Origin of the sequence: Amycolatopsis acididurans (assembly GCF_012328925.1) — a bacterium.
Classification (GTDB): domain Bacteria; phylum Actinomycetota; class Actinomycetes; order Mycobacteriales; family Pseudonocardiaceae; genus Amycolatopsis_E; species Amycolatopsis_E acididurans.
Genome location: NZ_JAAXLS010000007.1, coordinates 128,974 through 146,268 on the forward strand (window position 1 = coordinate 128,974; position 17,295 = coordinate 146,268).

Consider the following 17,295-nt stretch of genomic DNA (forward strand, 5'->3'; position numbering starts at 1 on the left):
AACCGCCGAAGCCGCTCGCGAGGGTGGCGCCTGTCCCGGCCGGTGAGCCGGTGCCGTGACATTGACCCCACGCCGAAATACCCGCCCCACACGGTGCGGTTGACTACGGACATGCCCTCTCCCCTCGACAATCCTGTGCTGGCCTCGCTCACCGGGCCCCATGCTCGCTTCGCCGACGCCCGCGGGGGTGCCGCGCGCTACGACACCGACATCTCGCCGTTTCTCGGGATGGCCGAGGACGCCTGGGACGACGTCGCGGCGCTGGTCGGGCCCGGCGGGGTCGCCTTGCTCGCCGGCTGGCCGGGCACCGCGCCGGACGGGTGGGAGGTGCTGTCGGCCATGCCGGGCGTGCAGCTCGTCGCCGACGGCGTCGCCGGGGAGGACGAGCCCGAGGCGGTGCGGCTGACCACGGCCGACGTGCCGGAGATGCTGGACCTCGTCGCGCGCACCGAGCCGGGGCCCTTCCGCAAGGGCACCATCGAACTCGGCACCTACCTCGGCATCCGCCGCGGCGGGGCGCTCGTCGCGATGGCGGGGGAGCGCATGCACCCGCCGGGCTTCACCGAGATCAGCGCCGTCTGCACCGACCCCGCCGTCCGCGGCCAGGGCCTCGCCACGCGCCTGGTGCTCGCGCTCGTCGCCCGGATCCGCGCCCGCGGCGAGACCCCGTTCCTGCACGCCGCCGCCACCAACACCGGCGCGATCCGGCTCTACGAGGCGCTCGGCTTCGTCCTGCGCCGGGAGCCCGTCTTCGCCGCGCTGCGCGCACCACAGTAGGTTGTTAAATCCAACCTAGGCGCGTATACCGGAATCGAGAGCTTCGATTCGAGGAGGAACGGGCCATGAGGGACGCGGTGATCGTCGACGCGGTGCGCACACCGGTCGGCAAGGGCAAACCCGGCGGAGCGCTGTCCGGGCTCCACCCCGTCGACCTGCACGCACACGCCATCCGCTCGCTGATCGAGCGCACCGGCATCGATCCGGCCTCGGTCGACGACGTGATCAGCGGCGTCGTCGGGCAGATCGGCGAGCAGAGCGGCAACAACGCGCGCTGGGCGGCGCTGGCGGCCGGCCTGCCCGAGTCGGTCCCGGCGGTGACCGTGGACCGTCAGTGTGGCAGCAGCCAGCAGGCGATCCACTTCGCCGCGCAGGGCGTGATCAGCGGCGCCTACGACATCGTGATCGCCTCCGGAGTCGAGTCGATGAGCCACGTGCCCATCGGCAGCCAGACCGCCGGGCAGAACATCTTCGGTGCCGCCGTGACCGAGCGCTACCCGGAAGGCCTTGTGCCGCAGGGAATCAGCGCGGAACTGATCGCGCAGCGCTGGCGGTTGTCCCGCGGGCAACTCGACGCCTTCGCCAGCGAAAGCCACCGCCGCGCCGCCGCCGCGTGGGCCGAGGGCCGCTTCGCCGGCGAGGTGAGCCCGCTCAAGGCGCCCGGCCCCGACGGCTCCCTCATGCAGGTCGCCACCGACGAGTCCGTGCGCCCGTCGACCACGCTCGAGGTGCTGGCCGGGCTCACCCCCGCGTTCCGCGCCGAGGTCTGGCAGCAGCGCTTCCCGGACATCGACTGGAAGGTCACCGCGGGTAACTCCAGCCCGGTCAACGACGGCGCCTCGGCGCTGCTGATCACCAGCAGCGAGACCGCGCGGCGACTGGGGCTGCGGCCGCGCGCCCGGCTGCACTCGTTCGCCGTCGTCGGCGACGATCCGCTGTACATGCTCACCGGCGTCATTCCCGCCACCCGCAAGGTTCTCGACCGAGCCGGACTGTCCCTTTCGGACATCGACGCGTTCGAGGTGAACGAGGCGTTCGCGAGCGTGGTGCTCGCGTGGCGGGCCGAGACCGGCGCGGATGCCGCGAAGGTCAACGTCAACGGCGGCGCGACCGCGATCGGGCATCCGCTCGGCGCCAGCGGCGGGCGCCTGATGACCACGCTGCTGTCCGTGCTGGAGCAGACCGGTGGCCGCTACGGGCTGCAGACCATGTGCGAGGCTGGCGGGCTCGCCAACGCCACCGTGATCGAGCGCCTGTCTTGACAGGCTGAGTCCGGTTACGCAACCCTCTCGTCATGGAATGGACCGGAGCCAGGTACGCCGACCTGCCCACCGTCGAGGTGCGCACCTGGATCGACGCATCGCCGCAGCGAGTGTGGGAGCTGGTGTCCGACGCCGAGCTGATGCCGGACACCAGCACCGAACTGTGCTCGGTGGAGTGGGCCGACGACAAGCGCGGCCTGGGCGCGCGGTTCGTCGGGCACAACGAGCACGAGTCGTTCGGCACCTGGTCGACGACCTCGCACGTCGTCGAGTACGAGCCCGGGCGGGTGTTCGCGTGGGCGGTGTCCGATCCGGACCAACCGGCCGCGCTGTGGCGGTTCCGGCTGCAACCACGCGACGGCGGCACCGAGCTGTCGCAGTGGGTGCGGATGGGGCCGGGTAAATCCGGCCTGTCCTACGCGATCGAGCGGATGCCCGACAAGGAGCAGAAGATCGTGTTCGTGCGGCTGCGCGAGTTCGAGCGCAACATGACGGCCACACTGGAGCACGTCAAACGCCTGGCCGAGGCCTGATGCGCACGGCGACCACGGTCGAGGCGTCCTCGGTCCCGGCCGATTTCGTCGTGGAGGCCGAAAAGCTCGGACTCGACGTGTGCTGGGTGGCCGAGGCGTGGGGCTCGGACGCCCCCTCCGCGCTGGGTTTCTATGCCGCACGCACGGAACGGATGCTGCTCGGCTCGGGTGTCCTGCAGATCGGCACCCGCACACCGGTGGCCGTCGCCCAGACCGCGATCACGTTGTCGAACCTCTCCGGCGGCCGGTTCCTGCTGGGGCTGGGCGCGTCCGGTCCGCAGGTGATCGAAGGCCTGCACGGCGTTTCTTTCGCACGGCCGCTGGCGCGGATGCGGGAGACCGTCGAGATCATCCGGCGTGTGGTCGCGGGTGGCAAGATCTCCTTTTCCGGCAAGGAGTTCCAGATCCCACTGCCCGGTGATTCCGTCCCCATGCGACTGTCCACGAAGGCCGAACACGAGATCCCGGTCTACCTGGCGACCCTCTCGCCCGCGATGCTGCGCCTGACCGGCGAGCTCGCCGATGGCTGGCTGGGCACCAGTTTCGTGCCCGAGGGCGCGGGTGAGGCGTACTTCTCGCACCTGGACGAGGGCCTCGCGAAAGCCGGCCGCACCAGGGCGGAGCTGGACGTGTGCCAGGGTGCCGAGGTCGCGTTCGCACGCGACGAGGACGCGCTGCGCGCGATGGTCGCGGGGCGGAAGAAGGAACTCGCCTTCAGCCTGGGCGGAATGGGCTCGGCCTCGGCGAACTTCTACAACCGCGCCTACGGCAGGCAGGGCTGGGCCGAGGTCGCGGCCGAGGTGCGGGAGCGCTGGCAGGCCGATGACCGGGATGCCGCGGCGGCGCTGGTGACCGATGAGATGGTGCTCGCGACGACCCTCATCGGCACGGAAGCGATGGTGCGCAAGCGATTGCGCGTATGGCAGCGGTCCGGTGTGGACACGGTGCGGCTGTACCCGGCGGGCGCGACGCTGAACGAGCGTCTCGCGACGCTGGGGCGCGCCATCGAACTGGTCCGCGAGGTCACGGCAGAAGCCCCCGCCGTCGCGCCGTGACCACCGCCTCCATGCGGGTGTGCGCGCCGAGTTTGCGCATCGCGCCATGCAGGTAACTCTTCACCGTTTCCGCGCCGACGCCGAGATCGGTGGCGATGTGGGTGTTGGTCCAGCCGAGCGCCACGCACGAGAGCACGTCCAGCTCGCGTTCGGACAGCTTCAGCGCGTCGCCGGTACCGGCACCGGCCAGCTTCGCGCACACCGCCGCCAGCCGCGGATCGCCGGTCTGCTGGCTCAGGATCCGCAGCTCCGCGTACGCCTCGCGCACCTGCTCCCGCCGCGGGCCGTCCGGATCCGCGCCGTCAGACGCTCCGGCACGGCCGTGTTCCCGCAGCCAGGCCAGCCGCCGCTCGACCTCGGCGGCCACCGCGAGGCTCTGCTCCAGCTCGCGCGCGGCGTCCTGGAACATCTGGAGCACCCGGTCGCCCAGTGCTTCCGCGCTGCGCGTCGAGCCGTACAGCACGGCCCGCGCCTTGCCGCGCACGACGACCGGCGCCGCGACCATGGCCCGCAGCCCCTCCGCCGCGATGATCCGGTCGTAGTCGTGGCTGATGCCGGGCGAGGCCACGTAGTCGTTGATCGACAAGGGCCGCCGCACCGCGACGACCTTCCCGCCGAGCCCCAGGCCCGCGCCGAGCGCGACGCCACGCAGCGCGCCCCGGTTCCGCCCGGCGAACTCGGTCAGGCGCACCTGCCAGCCCTCGTGCACCGCGCCGCCGAACGTCAACGGCAGGCGGCTCGCCTCCCGCAGGCGGGTCAGCACACGGTGGATGCGGGGCCGATCGGACATGCCTCCTCCTCGAGGTCACCACCCCCGTCCGGGGGTGGACGCGCCACCCGCCGGCCGGGACCATGCTGTCCAACGTTACGACACGCACAATCGGGAGCCTCGATGACGAGCCACGCCAGTGTCGCCGCGCTGCTGTGCGATCACCACCCCGCCGACGCGGTCGCCTTCACGGTGGTGGACGCGGATCTCGGCAGCCGCGATCTCACCTACGGCGAACTGCGCGACCGTTCCGCCCGCTTCGCCACCGCGCTGGCCGGCATGGGCGTCGGCCGCGGCGACCGGGTCGCCACGCTCATGGGCAAATCGGCCGATCTGGTGGTCGCGCTGCTGGGCATCTGGCGGCTCGGCGCGGTGCAGGTGCCGCTGTTCACCGCGTTCGCCCCACCCGCGATCGCGGCGCGGATCGACGGCGTCAAGGTCGTCGTCGCCGACACCGGGCAGCTGGCGAAGCTCGCCGAAGTGCCCGGCGACCGGCGGGTGATCAGCACCGGCCCGGAGTTCGACGCGCTGCTGAGCGCGCAGCCGCAGGCCGAGCCCGTCGCGGTCGGCGAGGACGGGCTGTTCGTGGAGCTGTTCACCTCCGGCACCACCGGGGCGCCGAAGGGTGTGCCGATCCCGGTCCGGGCGATCCGGGCGATGCGGATGTATCAGGAATACGGGCTCGACCAGCAGCCGGGCGACGTGTTCTGGAACGCCGCCGACCCGGGCTGGGCCTACGGTCTCTACTACGCGATCATCGGCCCGCTCGCGCTCGGACGGCCCAGCATCCTGCTGAGCGCGGGATTCTCGCCCGAGCTGACCTGTTCGGTGCTCGACCGCTTCGGTGTCACCAACTTCACCGCCGGTCCCACCGTGTACCGGGCGCTGCGCAACTCGGACGTCGAGATGCCGCCCGGGCTGCGGCTGCGGCACTGCTCGTCGGCGGGTGAACCGCTGAACCCGGACGTCATCGAGTGGGCCGAGAAGGCGTTCGGGGTGCCGATTCTCGACCACTACGGGCAGACCGAGCTGGGCATGTGCGTGGCCAACGGCTGGCATCCCGACATCCGGGGCGAGCTGAAGCCAGGTTCGATGGGGCGTTCGCTGCCGGGCTGGCGCGTCGAGGTGCTGCGCCCGGACGCCGACGAGATCGCCGGGCCGGGGGAGCAGGGCCGGGTCGCGGTGGATCTCGCGAACAGCCCGATGATGTGGTTCTCCGGCTACCGCGACGCGCCGGAGCGCACGGCCGAACGGTTCTCCGCCGACGGCCGCTGGTATCTCACCGGCGATGTCGCCTCCAAGGACGAGGACGGCTATGTCTACTTCGCGTCCCGGGACGACGACGTCATTCTTATGGCCGGTTACCGCATCGGGCCGTTCGAAGTGGAAAGTGTGCTGCTGGGACACGAGGCCGTGGCCGAGGCCGCCGTCGTCGGACTGCCGGACGAGCTGCGCGGCGAGGTGCTGACGGCGTTCGTGGTGACGGTGCCGGGGGCCGAGCCGGGCGACGCGCTCGCGGAGGAACTCAAGCAGCTCGTGAAGACCCGGTACGCCGCGCACGCCTATCCGCGCGAGGTCCGGTTCGTGCCGGAGCTGCCGAAAACGCCGAGCGGCAAGGTGCAGCGCTTCCTGCTGCGCCGGCAGTCCTGAGCGGCGGCGGGGTTATCAGGTCCGGTCGCGGGGTACCCGGTGCCGTGACCGAACGGGATGCGATCGCGCGGCCGTGGGGTGAGCGCACGCCCTACGGGCCGGGACAAGCCTGGCCGGTGCGCGTCGACAGTCACGTCACGGCCGGCGAGGTCGATCGCTGGGTACGCAGTGCCGCGGTGCTGCATTCCAATGGGGACGGACTCGACGTGGCGGTCAAGGACGGACGGATCGTCGGCGTGCGTGGCCGCGCCGACGATCGTGTCAACCACGGCCGCCTCGACACCAAGGACCTCTACGGCTGGCAGGCCAACAACTCCGCGGATCGGCTGACCGTCCCGCTCGTACGGCGGAACGGCGAGCTGGTGGAGTCCACATGGGACGAAGCCATGTCGGAAATCGTGGCCAGGGCGCGTGAACTTCCGCCCAGCGCCATCGGTTTCTACACCAGCGGCCAGCTTTTCGCCGAGGAGTACTACACCCTTGCCGCGATCGCCCGCGGCGGCATCGGCACCAACCACCTCGACGGCAACACGCGCCTGTGCACGGCGACCGCGGGTGAGGCGCTCAAGGAGTCCTTCGGCTGCGACGGCCAGCCCGCCTCCTACTCCGACGTGGACCACGCCGACGTCATCGCGTTGTTCGGGCACAACGTCGCCGAAACGCAGAGCGTGCTGTGGATGCGCATGCTGGACCGGCTCGCCGGTCCCGAGCCGCCCGCGATCCTGTGCGTCGATCCACGCGACACCCCGGTCGCCAGGGCCGCGACGATCCACCTCGCGCCCGTGCCGGGCACGAATCTCGCGCTGATGAACGGACTCCTGCACGAAATCATCGCCGGTGGCCGGGCCGATCACGACTACATCGAGCGGCACACGGTCGGCTACGAGGAGCTCGCCGCGACGGTCGCCCGGTACCCGCCGAGCCGGGTTTCCCGGATCTGCGGCGTGCCCGTGGACGACCTCCGCGCCGCGGCGCGGATGCTGGGCCGGTCGCGGCGGCTGCTGTGCACGGTCCTGCAGGGCTTCTACCAGTCGCACCAGGCGAGCGCGGCCGCGGTCGCCGTCAACAACCTCGCGCTGGTCCGCGGGATGATCGGGCGGCCGGGCGCGGGCGTGCTGCAGATGAACGGACAGCCCACCGCGGAGAACACGCGCGAATGCGGCGCGGACGGCGATCTCACCGGATTCCGTAACTGGGCCAACGACGCGCACGTCGCCGACCTGGCCAGGCTGTGGAACGTCGATCCGTCCCGGATCCCGCACTTCGCACCGCCGACGCACCTGATGCAGATGATGCGCTACGCCGAGAACGGGACGCTGTCGCTGCTGTGGGTGTCGGCGACGAATCCCGCCGTGTCGTTACCGGAGCTGGCCCGGATCCGCGCGATCCTCGGGCAGGAGAGGCTTTTCCTCGTCGTGCAGGACGCCTTCCGCACCGAGACCGCGGAGTTCGCCGATGTCGTGCTGCCCGCCGCGTTGTGGGGCGAGAAAACCGGCACGTTCACCAACGCCGCCCGTACCGTGCACCTGTCGGAGAAGGCCGTCGACCCGCCCGGACAGGCCAAACCGGATCTGGACATCTTCCTGGACTTCGCGCGCCGCATGGGTTTCCGCGATCGCGACGGCGCGGCCTTCCCGCACTGGCACGACACCGAATCGGCGTTCGAGGCGTGGAAGCGGGCCAGCACCGGACGTCCGTGCGATTACTCGGGGCTCAGCTACGACAGACTTCGCGCCGTCAGCGGCGTGCAGTGGCCGTGCGACGCCGAGCATCCCGATGGCACGGAACGGCTTTACGGCGACGGCCGGTTCTTCGCCCAGCCCGATTATTGTGAGACCTACGGCAAGGACCTCGTGACGGGTGCGCCGATGGAGCCGGGGGAGTACCGCGCGTACAACCCCGAGGGCAAGGCCATGCTGAAGACCGCCGATTACTTCCCGCCGCACGAGGTGCCCGGCGCGGAGTTCCCGTTCTCGTTGATCACCGGCCGCACGCTGTATCACTTCCACACCAGGACGAAGACCGGGCGAACACCCGAGCTGAACGCGGCCGCGCCGCAGGTGTGGGTCGAGATCTCCGCGCACGACGCGAAGGTGTGCGACATCGCCGAGGGCGACCTGACCGAGATCCGCACACCGCGCGGGATGGTGCGTGCCAGGGCCAGGATCGGCGGAATCCGTGACGGTGTGCTGTTCCTGCCGTTTCACTACGGCTACTGGGATTCCAGCGATCCGCGCGCGGCGAACGAGCTGACCTTCACCGACTGGGATCCGGTGTCGAAACAGCCGCTGTTCAAGCTGGCGGCCGCGACGATCGGGGCGGTGCGGTGAAACTGGGCCTCGCGCTACGGGAGCTGCACCGGTCGGAGCTGGCGCTGGTGCGGGAACTGCTCGCGGTGTCCGAACGGCACCGCGCCGAACACGAGGTGCATCACATCGCACGCGATCTGGCCGCATGGTCGCGGGAACACGTTCGCGTACTCGCCGCGACAGCCCGCGACTACGGTCTGGACCTCGAGCACGAGGCGCCCGAGGAGGTGTCCGGACATGGCACCGGCACCCCGGTGCGGTTGCTCGGCGACCTGCGGCGCCTGCATCTGGATGCCGCGGGCGTGTCGCTGGACTGGGAACTGCTCGCGCAGGGCGCCCAAGCGCTGAAGGACACCCGCCTGCTCGGCCTGGCCCAGCTCTGTCACCCGGAGACACTGCGCCAGATGAAATGGGCCAACGCGATGCTCAAGAACCTCGCGCCGCAGATCCTGGCCAGCTGAGCTGGTTGGTTTCCCTCGCGAAGGGAAGAAGGCATAGTGAGGCACGTGACCGATCTGACGCTGGACTCGCCCGTGCTGTCCGCATTGCTGAGCCGGCTGACGCTGGAGGAGAAGGTCAGTCTGCTCACCGGCCGCGATTTCTGGACCACCCGGCCGCTGGAGAAGATCGGGCTGCGCCGGATGCTGTTGTCCGACGGGCCTTCCGGGGTGCGCGGCGAGGTGTGGGACGAGCGGTCCCCGTCGCTGAACCTTCCCTCGGCGACGGCGCTGTCCTCGTCCTGGGACCCGGCGATCGCCCGCCGGTACGGCAACGTCGTGGCCGTCGAGGCGCGCCGCAAGGGCGTGGGCGTCGCGCTGGGACCGACCATCAACCTGCATCGTTCTCCGTTGGGCGGCAGGCATTTCGAGGCGTTCAGCGAGGATCCGGTGCTCACCGCCGAACTGGCCGCCGCGTATGTGGCCGGAGTGCAGGAGAACGGGGTCGGCGCCACCCCGAAGCACTACGTGGGCAACGACTACGAGACCGAACGTTTCACCGCCTCCACCGAGGTTTCCGAGCGGGCGTTGCGGGAGCTGTACCTGCTGGCCTTCGAGAAGGCCGTCACCCAGGCCCGGTCGTGGCTGGTGATGTCGGCGTACAACTCGGTCAACGGGGTCACCGCGACCGAACACCGGTTGCTGACGCAGCCGTTGAAGACCGAATGGGGATTCGACGGCGTGGTGGTCAGCGACTGGACTGCGGTGCGCAGCCTCGCCTCGGCGGAGGCGGAGCAGGATCTGGTGATGCCGGGCCCGCAGGGGCCGTGGGGTGACGCGCTGGTCGCCGCCGTCCGCGACGGGCGGATCGACGAGTCCGTTGTGGACAGCAAGGTGCGCCGGATCCTGTTGCTCGCCGCGCGGGTCGGGGCGCTGGACGGCTTTCCCCGGCGGGAACCGGCGGTCGCCGAGGACGGCGTCGCCTTCGCGCGCGAGGCGGCAGCCGCGGGCACCGTGTTGCTGGCCGACGACGGGATTCTCCCGCTGCGCCCGGACCTGCGGCGGGTCGCGGTCATCGGCCACAACGCGCGGCACGCGCGCACGCAGGGCGGCGGTTCGGCGACGGTCGTGCCCGGACACGTCGTCAGCCCCCTGGAGGGCATCCGTGCCGCGCTGCCGGACGCCGAGGTGGAGTACGCGGTGGGCGCGCTCGTGCAGCAGGGGATCGCGCCGTTTCCCCTGGCGCGCATCGTCAATCCGGCGACCGGCGAACCCGGCATGCTCGTGCGGTTCACCGACGCCGGCGGGACCGAGCTGTTCCGGGAGAACCGGCGGGCGAGCGCGCTGACCTACGTCGGCGGTGCCGCACCGGTCGCCACCGCGCACGTGATCGAGCTGTCGCTGACCTGGACACCGGAGGCCACCGAGGAGGTTCTTCCGGGTTTCGCGGCGGTGGGGCACGGGCGCGTGTTCGTTGACGGGCGGCTGGTCAAGGAGGGCACGACCGAAACCGCCGGGCAGGACCTCGGTGCGGCCTTGCTGTACCCGCCGTCGATCTCGGCGCCCGTCACCGTCGAGGCGGGGACACCGGTCGAGGTGCGCGTCGAGTTCGAACTGAAATCCAGCCTCACCGCGCAGGGCGGCGTCTTCGGCATCGCTGCCGGGCTCGAACCGAACGACACGCGCCCGGACGAGCTGATCACCGGCGCGGTGCGCGCGGCCGCCGGCGCGCAGGTGGCGGTGGTCGTGGTCGGCACGAACGCGCAGGTGGAGTCGGAAGGTTTCGACCGCACGAGCCTGTCGCTGCCGGGCCGCCAGGACGAGCTGGTGCGCGCGGTGGCGGCCACCGGCACGCCCACGGTCGTGGTGGTCAACTCCGGCTCGCCGGTGCTGCTGCCATGGCGTGACGAGGTCGCCGCGGTGCTGGTGACCTACTTCGGCGGACAGGAGATGGGCCACGCGCTCGCCGACGTGCTGCTGGGCCGTGCCGAGCCGGGCGGGCGCCTGCCCACGACGTGGCCCAAGGCGACCGGGGACGTGCCGGTGCTGGACGTGACCCCGGTCGACGGGAAACTCCGCTACGACGAGGGAATCCACATCGGCTACCGGGCATGGCTGAAGACGGGCGCCGAGCCCGCCTACCCGTTCGGCGCCGGGCAGGGCTACACGACCTGGGCCTACGAGACGGTGGACCTCCTCCGCGAACCGTCCACTGTGGAGGATGGTGAGATCGCAGTGTGTCTGCGCAACACCGGTGCCAGGGCGGGCAAGGAGGTCGTCCAGGTGTATCTGTCCCGCCCCGGCAGCGCGATCGAGCGGCCGGTGCGCTGGCTCGCCGCGTTCGCCCCGGTGACCGCGGCGGCGGGGCGGACCGCGCGGGTGACGATCCCGTTGCCGCAGCGTGCCTTCGCCGACTGGCGCGACGGCTGGTGCTACGAGCCGGGGGAGTTCACCGTGCACGTGGGCTCGTCGGTGCTCGATCTGCCGCTCACCGCGACGGTGCGGGTGAAGGACCGGCGCCCCACCTAGACTCGCGGTCGTGGGAACACACAGGATCGCCCTGATCAGGGGTGACGGCATCGGGCCCGAACTCGTCGACGCCGCGCTGACCGTGCTCGGCACGGTCACCGGCGAGCTGGACTACGTCGACGTGGACGCCGGCGCCGGCACCTACCGCCGCACCGGGGTCGCATGCGCGCCGCAGGACGTGGAACTGATGCGCACCGGCGTCGACGCGACGCTCAAGGGCCCGGTCGGACTACCGGACGTGCGGTTCCCGGACGGCACGGAAGCCGGGGTACTCGGCGGCATCCTGCGCACCGGTCTGGACCTCTACGCCAACGTCCGGCCCGTCCTGCTGTTGCCCGGGGTGTCCTCGGCGCTCGCGGCCCCTGGCCCGATCGACTACACGATCGTCCGCGAGAACACCGAGGGCCTCTATGCCTCGCGCGGCAAGGGAGTCGGCAACCGGTGGGCCGTGTCGGACACGCTGCTGACCACCCGCGAGGGCACCGCGCGCGTGTGCCGGCACGCGTTCGAACGCGCGCGCCGCAAGGTGACCTGCGTCGACAAGAGCAACGTCCTGCGCAGCCACGCCCTGTTCCGCGAGGTCTTCACCGAGGTCGCCGCGGACTACCCGGACATCGCCACGGAGTTCGTCTACGCCGACGCGGCGGCGCAGGCGCTCGTGCTGCGGCCGGCAGACTTCGACGTGCTGGTGATGGAGAACTTCCTGGGCGATGTCCTCAGCGATCTCGGCGGCGCCACCGTCGGCGGCATTTCCCTGTGCCCGGCCGGGAATATCGGTGACCACGGCGCCTACTTCGAACCGATCCACGGCAGCGCGCCCGGCCTCGCGGACAGGGGACTGGCCAATCCGGTGGGGCAGATCCTGGCCGCCGCGATGATGCTCGACCACCTCGGCCGCGGCGCGGACGGCGACCGGGTGCGGGCCGCGGTGGCGGGCGCGCTCGCGGCCGGGGCGGTGCGCATCAGGCCGGACGGTTCGGCCGAGGGCGGCCCCGGCGCCGTCGCCGACGCGATCGTGTCCTTTGTGGACTAGGTGACCTCGTAGAGATCGAGCAGGACGGCGGCGGGCGCGCGGATCGCGGAGGACACCGCGATCAGGTGGTTGAGCCAGGACAGCGGGCCGTCCTCGGCGGTTTCGAAGGAGACCGCGGTACGGAACCGGTAGGCGGCCGGGTCGGGGGACTCGCCCGCGAGCAACGCGCTCATCACCTCCGGCGGCCCGTGGCGCACGCCCCGGCTGACGATGGATACGAGTGTGCCGTCCCGCGCGCGGGCCGTGTAGCGGGCCTCGATGCGTACCCAGCCGTCCGGCTGGATGATCTGCCAGTCCGCGCCGCCGGGCAGGATCTCGCCGGTGAACCGCGTCCCGGCGACGGTGCCGCCGATGATCGGCACGACGCGGCGATGACCGTGCGGGGTGACGCCGACGTCGAGCGGCTCGCCGAGGCCGGCCTCGACATGGGCCAGCGGTTCGAGACCCGGCCGTGGCGCGGTCATGCCGCCATCGCCCGCACGACCGGGCGATCCGGGCTCAGCGGACCGCGGGGGAGCAGTGGTGGCTGCGCCACGAAACGGGGCACGCGGCCGCGATGCCGTTGCGCCGCGTGCACGAGAAACGGGTGGCACACATACACATCGCCGAGGCTACCGGTCGCGAACGCGATGGGCCGGTGCGCCGAGGCGGGGACGGCGTCGCGGCACAGGTCCATCCACTCGCGACCCGCCTCGCCGTGCGGGGACAGCAGCGGCGGCACGTCCCGGTGCGAACCGGCCCGGATGCGGGTGGGCGCGTCGTCGGGGCCGACGTCGGAGAACAGGAACAGCAGCAGCAACGCGCGGCCACGGGAGCGCGCGTTGACCCGGTACTCGCCCTGCTCGCCGGAATAGCCGGCCTCCACGTGCCAGCCGTCGTCACCGGGATCGCCCTCGACCGGAAAACGGACGGGGAACGTGCCCAGTCCGCCCAGCGGCTCCCACGCGCCAGCGCCGACAAGCTGGTCGAACGCCTCGTGCAGTGGTCCGGTGCCGGCCGCCGCCACGAACGGCGGCGTGCCGAACCCGCCGAGCCGGATCACGGGCTCGGTCCAGGTCGCGGGGTCGTCGCGGGCGCAGCCGGTGGCCGCCCACAGCTCGTCGAGGCACCGCTGCCCGACCTCGGCGGGGAAAGCGCCCTCCACCTTGACGAAACCCTCGGTGACGAACCGGTCGATCTCCGCATCGCTGAGCACGCTCCGTAGCCTGGCAAACCGGCCCGTGCTCGCCAACCGATTTCGCCCGCGGCTGGTGCTGCTAACGTCGGCGGGATGAACTCCTTCCGCACGGCCGTCGAGGCTCGCGACATCGACGCGATGATCGCGCTGCTCGCGCCCGACGTGGTGTTCACCAGCCCCGTCGTGTTCAAGCCCTACCAGGGCCGGGCGATCACCGGGGCGATCCTGCGCGGCGTGCTGCGCGTGTTCGAGGATTTCCGCTACGTCAGGGAGATCGCCGACGGGGACGACCACGCGCTGATCTTCGAGGCGACTGTCGGTGGCAAGGCCATCACCGGCTGCGATTTCCTGCACTTCGGTGCCGACGGCCTCATCGACGACTTCATGGTGATGGTGCGCCCGCTCTCCGCCGCCAACGCGCTCGCCGAGGCGATGGGCGCCCAGTTCGACCAGATCGCCAAGGACGCGGCCGCCTCGACCCCGTGAGGGCGTCTCACGGCATGCGCGTCGCCAGGGTGAGGTAGCGGTCCTCGGCGTCGTCGACCAGGTCGCAGTGCCAGCCGGAGGAGGCCAGCGCGGGCCGGATGTTGGGTTCGGCGCGCAGGTCGCCGGGCGAGAGTTCGCGTCCCTGCCTGCGGGCCAGCGCTGCCCGGCCCACCGGATGGAACAGCGCGAGCCGCCCGCCGGGACGGCACACGCGCGCCAGTTCGGCCAGGCCCGCGACGGAGTCGGTCAGGTGCGAGACCAGCCCGGCGGCGAAGACCGCGTCGAGCCGCCCGGTGCCCACGGGCAGGTGCAGCGCGTCGGCGAGCACCAGCGCCGCCACTTCGCCGCGTCCGAGCGCGGCCGCTTCGGCCAGCATTTCGACGGTGACGTCCACGCCGAGCACCACACCGCCGGAACCCACGGCGGCACGCAGTTCCGGCAGTGCACGGCCGGTGCCGCAGCCGACGTCGGCGACCGCCCCGCCCACGGGCGGAGCGAGGTCGGCGACGGCGCGCCGGTACGCGGGAGCGTCGTCGGGGAAGCGCACCTCCCAGCCGGCGGCGCGGGGACCGAAGAAGGCTCGGGTAGCCGCGATGTCACTCATGATGCCGCCGATGCTACACCTCCGCGGTAAGTCCGATGTGGACGGTTCATCACCGCTGCCCTGCCGGAGCCGTTCCACGGGCGATTCAGCCGCAGGCAGCCCGGGGCAGTGGTTTTGGTGGGAACTGCCGGTTCGCGATCATGGCCGCACCGGCGTTGGCCGGCGCGGGTCTGTCTCTGACCACGAGCGTGCCGTACAGCGGGGCTTGCGGCCGGATGGACCGTGGACGAGCGCTGGGAGTCCACTGTGGATGGTCAGGAAAAGCGGCGCAGGCGCAGGCTGTTGAACACGACGAAGCAACTCGAGAACGCCATGGCCAGCCCCGCGATCATCGGGTCCAGCACCCCGGCGGCGGCGAGCGGCAGCGCGGCCACGTTGTAGGCGAAGGCCCAGAACAGGTTGCCCTTGATCGTGGCCAGCGTGCGGCGGGACAACCGGATCGCGTCGGCCGCGGCCAGCAGATCGCCGCGTACCAGCGTGAGGTCGGCGGCGTGCATGGCGGCGTCGGTGCCGGTGCCCATCGCCAGGCCGAGATCGGCGGTGGCCAGCGCGGCGGCGTCGTTGACCCCGTCGCCCGCCATCGCCACCACCCGGCCGCGGTCGCGCAGGCCGGCGATCACGCGTGCCTTGCCTTCCGGCAGCACCCGGTGAAAGACCTCGTCGATGCCGACCTGCGCGGCGACGAACCGGGCGGGCGCCTCGGCGTCCCCGGTCAGCAGCACCGGATGCAGACCGAGCCGCCGCAGTTCGCGAACCGCCTGCGCCGAGGTGGGTTTGACCGTGTCCGCCACCACCAGCACGGCACGCGGGCGACCGCCCCACGCGACCGTGACCACCGTGTGGCCCGACTCCTCGGCCGTGCGCTGCGCCTCGCGCAGTGTCCCGGGCAGCGGATCGGGCCAGCGGCCGACCTCGACGGAGCGTTCCTCGACCACGCCGGTGACGCCGATGCCGTCTCGCGCCTGGAAATCCGACACCGGCGGCAGCGCGCCGAGGCGTTCCGTGGCTCCCGCCGCGACCGCTTGCGCGATCGGATGGCCCGACGCGTGCTCGACCGCGCCCGCGAGCCGCAGCGCCTCCCGCTCGTCCACGCCTTCGTCGGCGTGCACGGCGACGAGGCTCATCCGGCCGGCGGTGATCGTCCCGGTCTTGTCCAGCGCGATCGTGTCGATCCGGCGGGTGGACTCCAGCACCTGCGGCCCCTTGATCAGGATGCCGAGCTGCGCGCCGCGGCCGGACCCCACCAGCAACGCCGTCGGGGTGGCGAGCCCCAGCGCGCACGGGCACGCGACGATCAGCACCGCGACCGCCGCGGTGAACGCGGGCCCCGCGCCGGTGCCGAGGCCGAGCCAGAAGCCCAGCGTCATTACCGCGAGCGTGATCACCACCGGCACGAACACGGCCGAGACGCGATCGGCCAGGCGCTGCACCTCGGCCTTACCCGCCTGCGCCTGCTCGACCAGCGCCGCGATCCGCGCCAGATGCGTGTCGGCACCGACCCGCGTCGCGCGCACGAGCAGCCGCCCGCCGCTGTTCACGGCGGCGCCGGCCACCTCGTCGCCGGGCCGCACCTCGGCCGGCACCGGTTCACCGGTGAGCATGCTCAGATCGACCGCGGAGCGGCCTTCCTCGACCACGCCGTCGGTGGCGATCTTCTCGCCGGGCCGCACCACGAACCGGTCGCCGGCTCGCAGTTCGGCGACCGGCATCCGGTGCTCGGCCCCGTCGCGCAGCACGGCGACGTCCTTCGCGCCGAGTTCGAGCAGCGCCCGCAGCGCCGCCCCGGCCCGCCGTTTCGCGCGGGCCTCGAAGAACCGGCCCGCGAGCACGGCGGTGGTGACCCCGGCGGCCACTTCGAGGTAGGTGCCCTCGCCCGTGCCCGCCAGCAGGGCGCAGACCGACCAGCCGAACGCCGCCGTGACGCCGAGCGAGACGAGCGTGTCCATGGTGGCCGCCGCGTGCCGCGCGTTCGCCCACGCCGTGCGGTGCAACGGCCAGCCGCCCCAGAGCACGACCGGCGTGGCCAGCGCCAGCGCGAGCCACTGCCAGCCGGTGAACCGCAGTGGCGGCACCATCGACAGCGCCACCACCGGAATCGCGAGTGTGAGCGACACGAGCAGCCGTCGCCGCAGCGTGCCGGCCGTCTCCTGCCGGTCCGGTACGCGCGGGCCGGGCAGTGTGGCGGTGTAGCCGGCCGCTTCGACCGCGGCGATCAGGTCCGCGGCCGTCATCGTCGCCGGATACGTCACGGTGGCCTTCTCGGTCGCGAGGTTGACCGTCGCGCGCACCCCGGCCAGGCCCGCCAGCTTGCGCTCGACACGGCCGACGCAGGCCGCGCAGGTCATCCCGCCGATGAGCAGTTCCTGCCGGTGCTGGCCGAGATCGACCTCGCTCATCGCGGTTCGAGGCTGAACCCGGCCTCGGTGACCGCGGCGCTGACCTGCTCCAGTGCGAGCGGGGCCTGGCTGGTGACGACGACCTGCCCGCTCGCGACGTCGATATCGACCTTCTGCACGCCGCCCAGCGCGGTCATCTGCTCGGTGACGGACGACGCGCAATGCCCGCAGCTCATGCCCCGGACGGTGTAGACGGACTTCGTCGGCATATGTACTCCCCGGAAATAGCGGAAACCTTCGTTCGCAGAGTTGGTTCCCGGCGCCGTGCGGTTCCCGCT

16 protein-coding genes are annotated in these 17,295 nt (G+C 71.8%); 10 read left to right on the plus strand and 6 right to left on the minus strand.

Annotated elements, in window-relative coordinates:
• The first annotated feature begins 111 nt into the window (after positions 1-111).
• From HFP15_RS13740 to HFP15_RS13755, 4 genes are all read left to right on the plus strand, one after another.
• The gene (locus tag HFP15_RS13740) at positions 112-777 is read left to right on the plus strand and encodes a GNAT family N-acetyltransferase (RefSeq protein ID WP_168515362.1); all 666 of its coding nucleotides are present in this window, start codon (positions 112-114) and stop codon (positions 775-777) included.
• A gap of 65 nt (positions 778-842) precedes the next feature.
• A complete protein-coding gene (locus HFP15_RS13745; RefSeq protein WP_168515364.1) occupies positions 843-2,039 on the plus strand; it encodes a thiolase family protein in 1,197 nt (398 codons plus the stop codon).
• A gap of 32 nt (positions 2,040-2,071) precedes the next feature.
• Positions 2,072-2,572, plus strand: coding sequence for an SRPBCC family protein (locus tag HFP15_RS13750; protein ID WP_168515366.1), 501 nt, complete (start codon positions 2,072-2,074; stop codon positions 2,570-2,572).
• Entirely contained in the window at positions 2,572-3,627 is a 1,056-nt protein-coding gene (locus tag HFP15_RS13755; RefSeq protein ID WP_168515368.1) for an LLM class flavin-dependent oxidoreductase, read from the plus strand. Before HFP15_RS13750 ends, HFP15_RS13755 begins: the two co-directional genes overlap by 1 nt.
• Here the strand turns inward: HFP15_RS13755 and HFP15_RS13760 are convergent.
• Positions 3,596-4,417 (minus strand): helix-turn-helix transcriptional regulator, encoded by an 822-nt coding sequence (locus HFP15_RS13760; RefSeq protein ID WP_168515370.1) that lies wholly within the window; start codon positions 4,415-4,417, stop codon positions 3,596-3,598. The two genes, HFP15_RS13755 and HFP15_RS13760, sit on opposite strands and share 32 nt — an antisense overlap.
• A 102-nt stretch (positions 4,418-4,519) precedes the next feature.
• Here HFP15_RS13760 and HFP15_RS13765 point away from each other — a divergent pair, with 102 nt between their 5' ends.
• The 5 genes from HFP15_RS13765 to HFP15_RS13785 are packed head-to-tail and all read left to right on the plus strand — an operon-like array spanning position 4,520 to position 12,354.
• Entirely contained in the window at positions 4,520-6,046 is a 1,527-nt protein-coding gene (locus HFP15_RS13765) for an AMP-binding protein (protein ID WP_168515372.1), read from the plus strand.
• Between the two features lie 44 nt (positions 6,047-6,090).
• Positions 6,091-8,376: a molybdopterin oxidoreductase family protein gene (locus tag HFP15_RS13770; protein WP_168515374.1), complete on the plus strand. Its 2,286-nt coding sequence runs from the start codon at positions 6,091-6,093 to the stop codon at positions 8,374-8,376.
• The gene (locus HFP15_RS13775) at positions 8,373-8,816 is read left to right on the plus strand and encodes a hypothetical protein (RefSeq protein ID WP_168515376.1); all 444 of its coding nucleotides are present in this window, start codon (positions 8,373-8,375) and stop codon (positions 8,814-8,816) included. Before HFP15_RS13770 ends, HFP15_RS13775 begins: the two co-directional genes overlap by 4 nt.
• A 45-nt stretch (positions 8,817-8,861) precedes the next feature.
• Complete coding sequence (locus HFP15_RS13780) at positions 8,862-11,321, plus strand: beta-glucosidase (protein WP_168515378.1); 2,460 nt, start codon at positions 8,862-8,864, stop codon at positions 11,319-11,321.
• A 10-nt stretch (positions 11,322-11,331) separates the two neighbouring features.
• Positions 11,332-12,354, plus strand: a complete 1,023-nt coding sequence (locus HFP15_RS13785; RefSeq protein WP_168515380.1) for an isocitrate/isopropylmalate dehydrogenase family protein — start codon at positions 11,332-11,334, stop codon at positions 12,352-12,354.
• On the opposite strand, the gene HFP15_RS13790 is transcribed toward HFP15_RS13785, so the two are convergent.
• Positions 12,351-12,818: a DUF3237 domain-containing protein gene (locus HFP15_RS13790; RefSeq protein ID WP_168515382.1), complete on the minus strand. Its 468-nt coding sequence runs from the start codon at positions 12,816-12,818 to the stop codon at positions 12,351-12,353. The two genes, HFP15_RS13785 and HFP15_RS13790, sit on opposite strands and share 4 nt — an antisense overlap.
• Entirely contained in the window at positions 12,815-13,549 is a 735-nt protein-coding gene (locus HFP15_RS13795) for a phytanoyl-CoA dioxygenase family protein (protein WP_168515384.1), read from the minus strand. Before HFP15_RS13795 ends, HFP15_RS13790 begins: the two co-directional genes overlap by 4 nt.
• Positions 13,550-13,624: 75 nt before the next feature.
• On the opposite strand from HFP15_RS13795, the gene HFP15_RS13800 reads away from it, so the two are divergent.
• Positions 13,625-14,017 carry a nuclear transport factor 2 family protein gene (locus HFP15_RS13800; RefSeq protein ID WP_168515386.1) on the plus strand — a complete coding sequence of 131 codons (393 nt, stop codon included), beginning with the start codon at positions 13,625-13,627 and terminating at the stop codon, positions 14,015-14,017.
• Positions 14,018-14,024: 7 nt separating this feature from the next.
• Here HFP15_RS13800 and HFP15_RS13805 read toward each other — a convergent pair whose 3' ends face one another.
• From HFP15_RS13805 to HFP15_RS13815, 3 genes are all read right to left on the minus strand, one after another.
• On the minus strand, positions 14,025-14,621 hold the full coding sequence (locus tag HFP15_RS13805; protein ID WP_168515388.1) for a class I SAM-dependent methyltransferase: 597 nt from the start codon (positions 14,619-14,621) through the stop codon (positions 14,025-14,027).
• Positions 14,622-14,875: 254 nt separating this feature from the next.
• A complete protein-coding gene (locus HFP15_RS13810) occupies positions 14,876-17,017 on the minus strand; it encodes a heavy metal translocating P-type ATPase (RefSeq protein ID WP_168515390.1) in 2,142 nt (713 codons plus the stop codon).
• Positions 17,014-17,226: a heavy-metal-associated domain-containing protein gene (locus HFP15_RS13815; protein ID WP_168515392.1), complete on the minus strand. Its 213-nt coding sequence runs from the start codon at positions 17,224-17,226 to the stop codon at positions 17,014-17,016. Before HFP15_RS13815 ends, HFP15_RS13810 begins: the two co-directional genes overlap by 4 nt.
• Between the last annotated feature and the right edge of the window lie 69 nt (positions 17,227-17,295).

Excerpts from the sequence above, each read along its gene's own strand:
- HFP15_RS13815 (WP_168515392.1), bottom strand. The coding sequence starts at position 17,226 with ATGCCGACGAAGTCCGTCTACACCGTCCGGGGCATGAGCTGCGGGCAT.
- HFP15_RS13760 (WP_168515370.1), bottom strand. The coding sequence starts at position 4,417 with ATGTCCGATCGGCCCCGCATCCACCGTGTGCTGACCCGCCTGCGGGAG.
- HFP15_RS13755 (WP_168515368.1), top strand. The coding sequence starts at position 2,572 with ATGCGCACGGCGACCACGGTCGAGGCGTCCTCGGTCCCGGCCGATTTC.
- HFP15_RS13810 (WP_168515390.1), bottom strand. The coding sequence starts at position 17,017 with ATGAGCGAGGTCGATCTCGGCCAGCACCGGCAGGAACTGCTCATCGGC.
- HFP15_RS13790 (WP_168515382.1), bottom strand. The coding sequence starts at position 12,818 with ATGACCGCGCCACGGCCGGGTCTCGAACCGCTGGCCCATGTCGAGGCC.
- HFP15_RS13750 (WP_168515366.1), top strand. The coding sequence starts at position 2,072 with ATGGAATGGACCGGAGCCAGGTACGCCGACCTGCCCACCGTCGAGGTG.
- HFP15_RS13740 (WP_168515362.1), top strand. The coding sequence starts at position 112 with ATGCCCTCTCCCCTCGACAATCCTGTGCTGGCCTCGCTCACCGGGCCC.
- HFP15_RS13800 (WP_168515386.1), top strand. The coding sequence starts at position 13,625 with ATGAACTCCTTCCGCACGGCCGTCGAGGCTCGCGACATCGACGCGATG.
- HFP15_RS13745 (WP_168515364.1), top strand. The coding sequence starts at position 843 with ATGAGGGACGCGGTGATCGTCGACGCGGTGCGCACACCGGTCGGCAAG.
- HFP15_RS13805 (WP_168515388.1), bottom strand. The coding sequence starts at position 14,621 with ATGAGTGACATCGCGGCTACCCGAGCCTTCTTCGGTCCCCGCGCCGCC.
- HFP15_RS13765 (WP_168515372.1), top strand. The coding sequence starts at position 4,520 with ATGACGAGCCACGCCAGTGTCGCCGCGCTGCTGTGCGATCACCACCCC.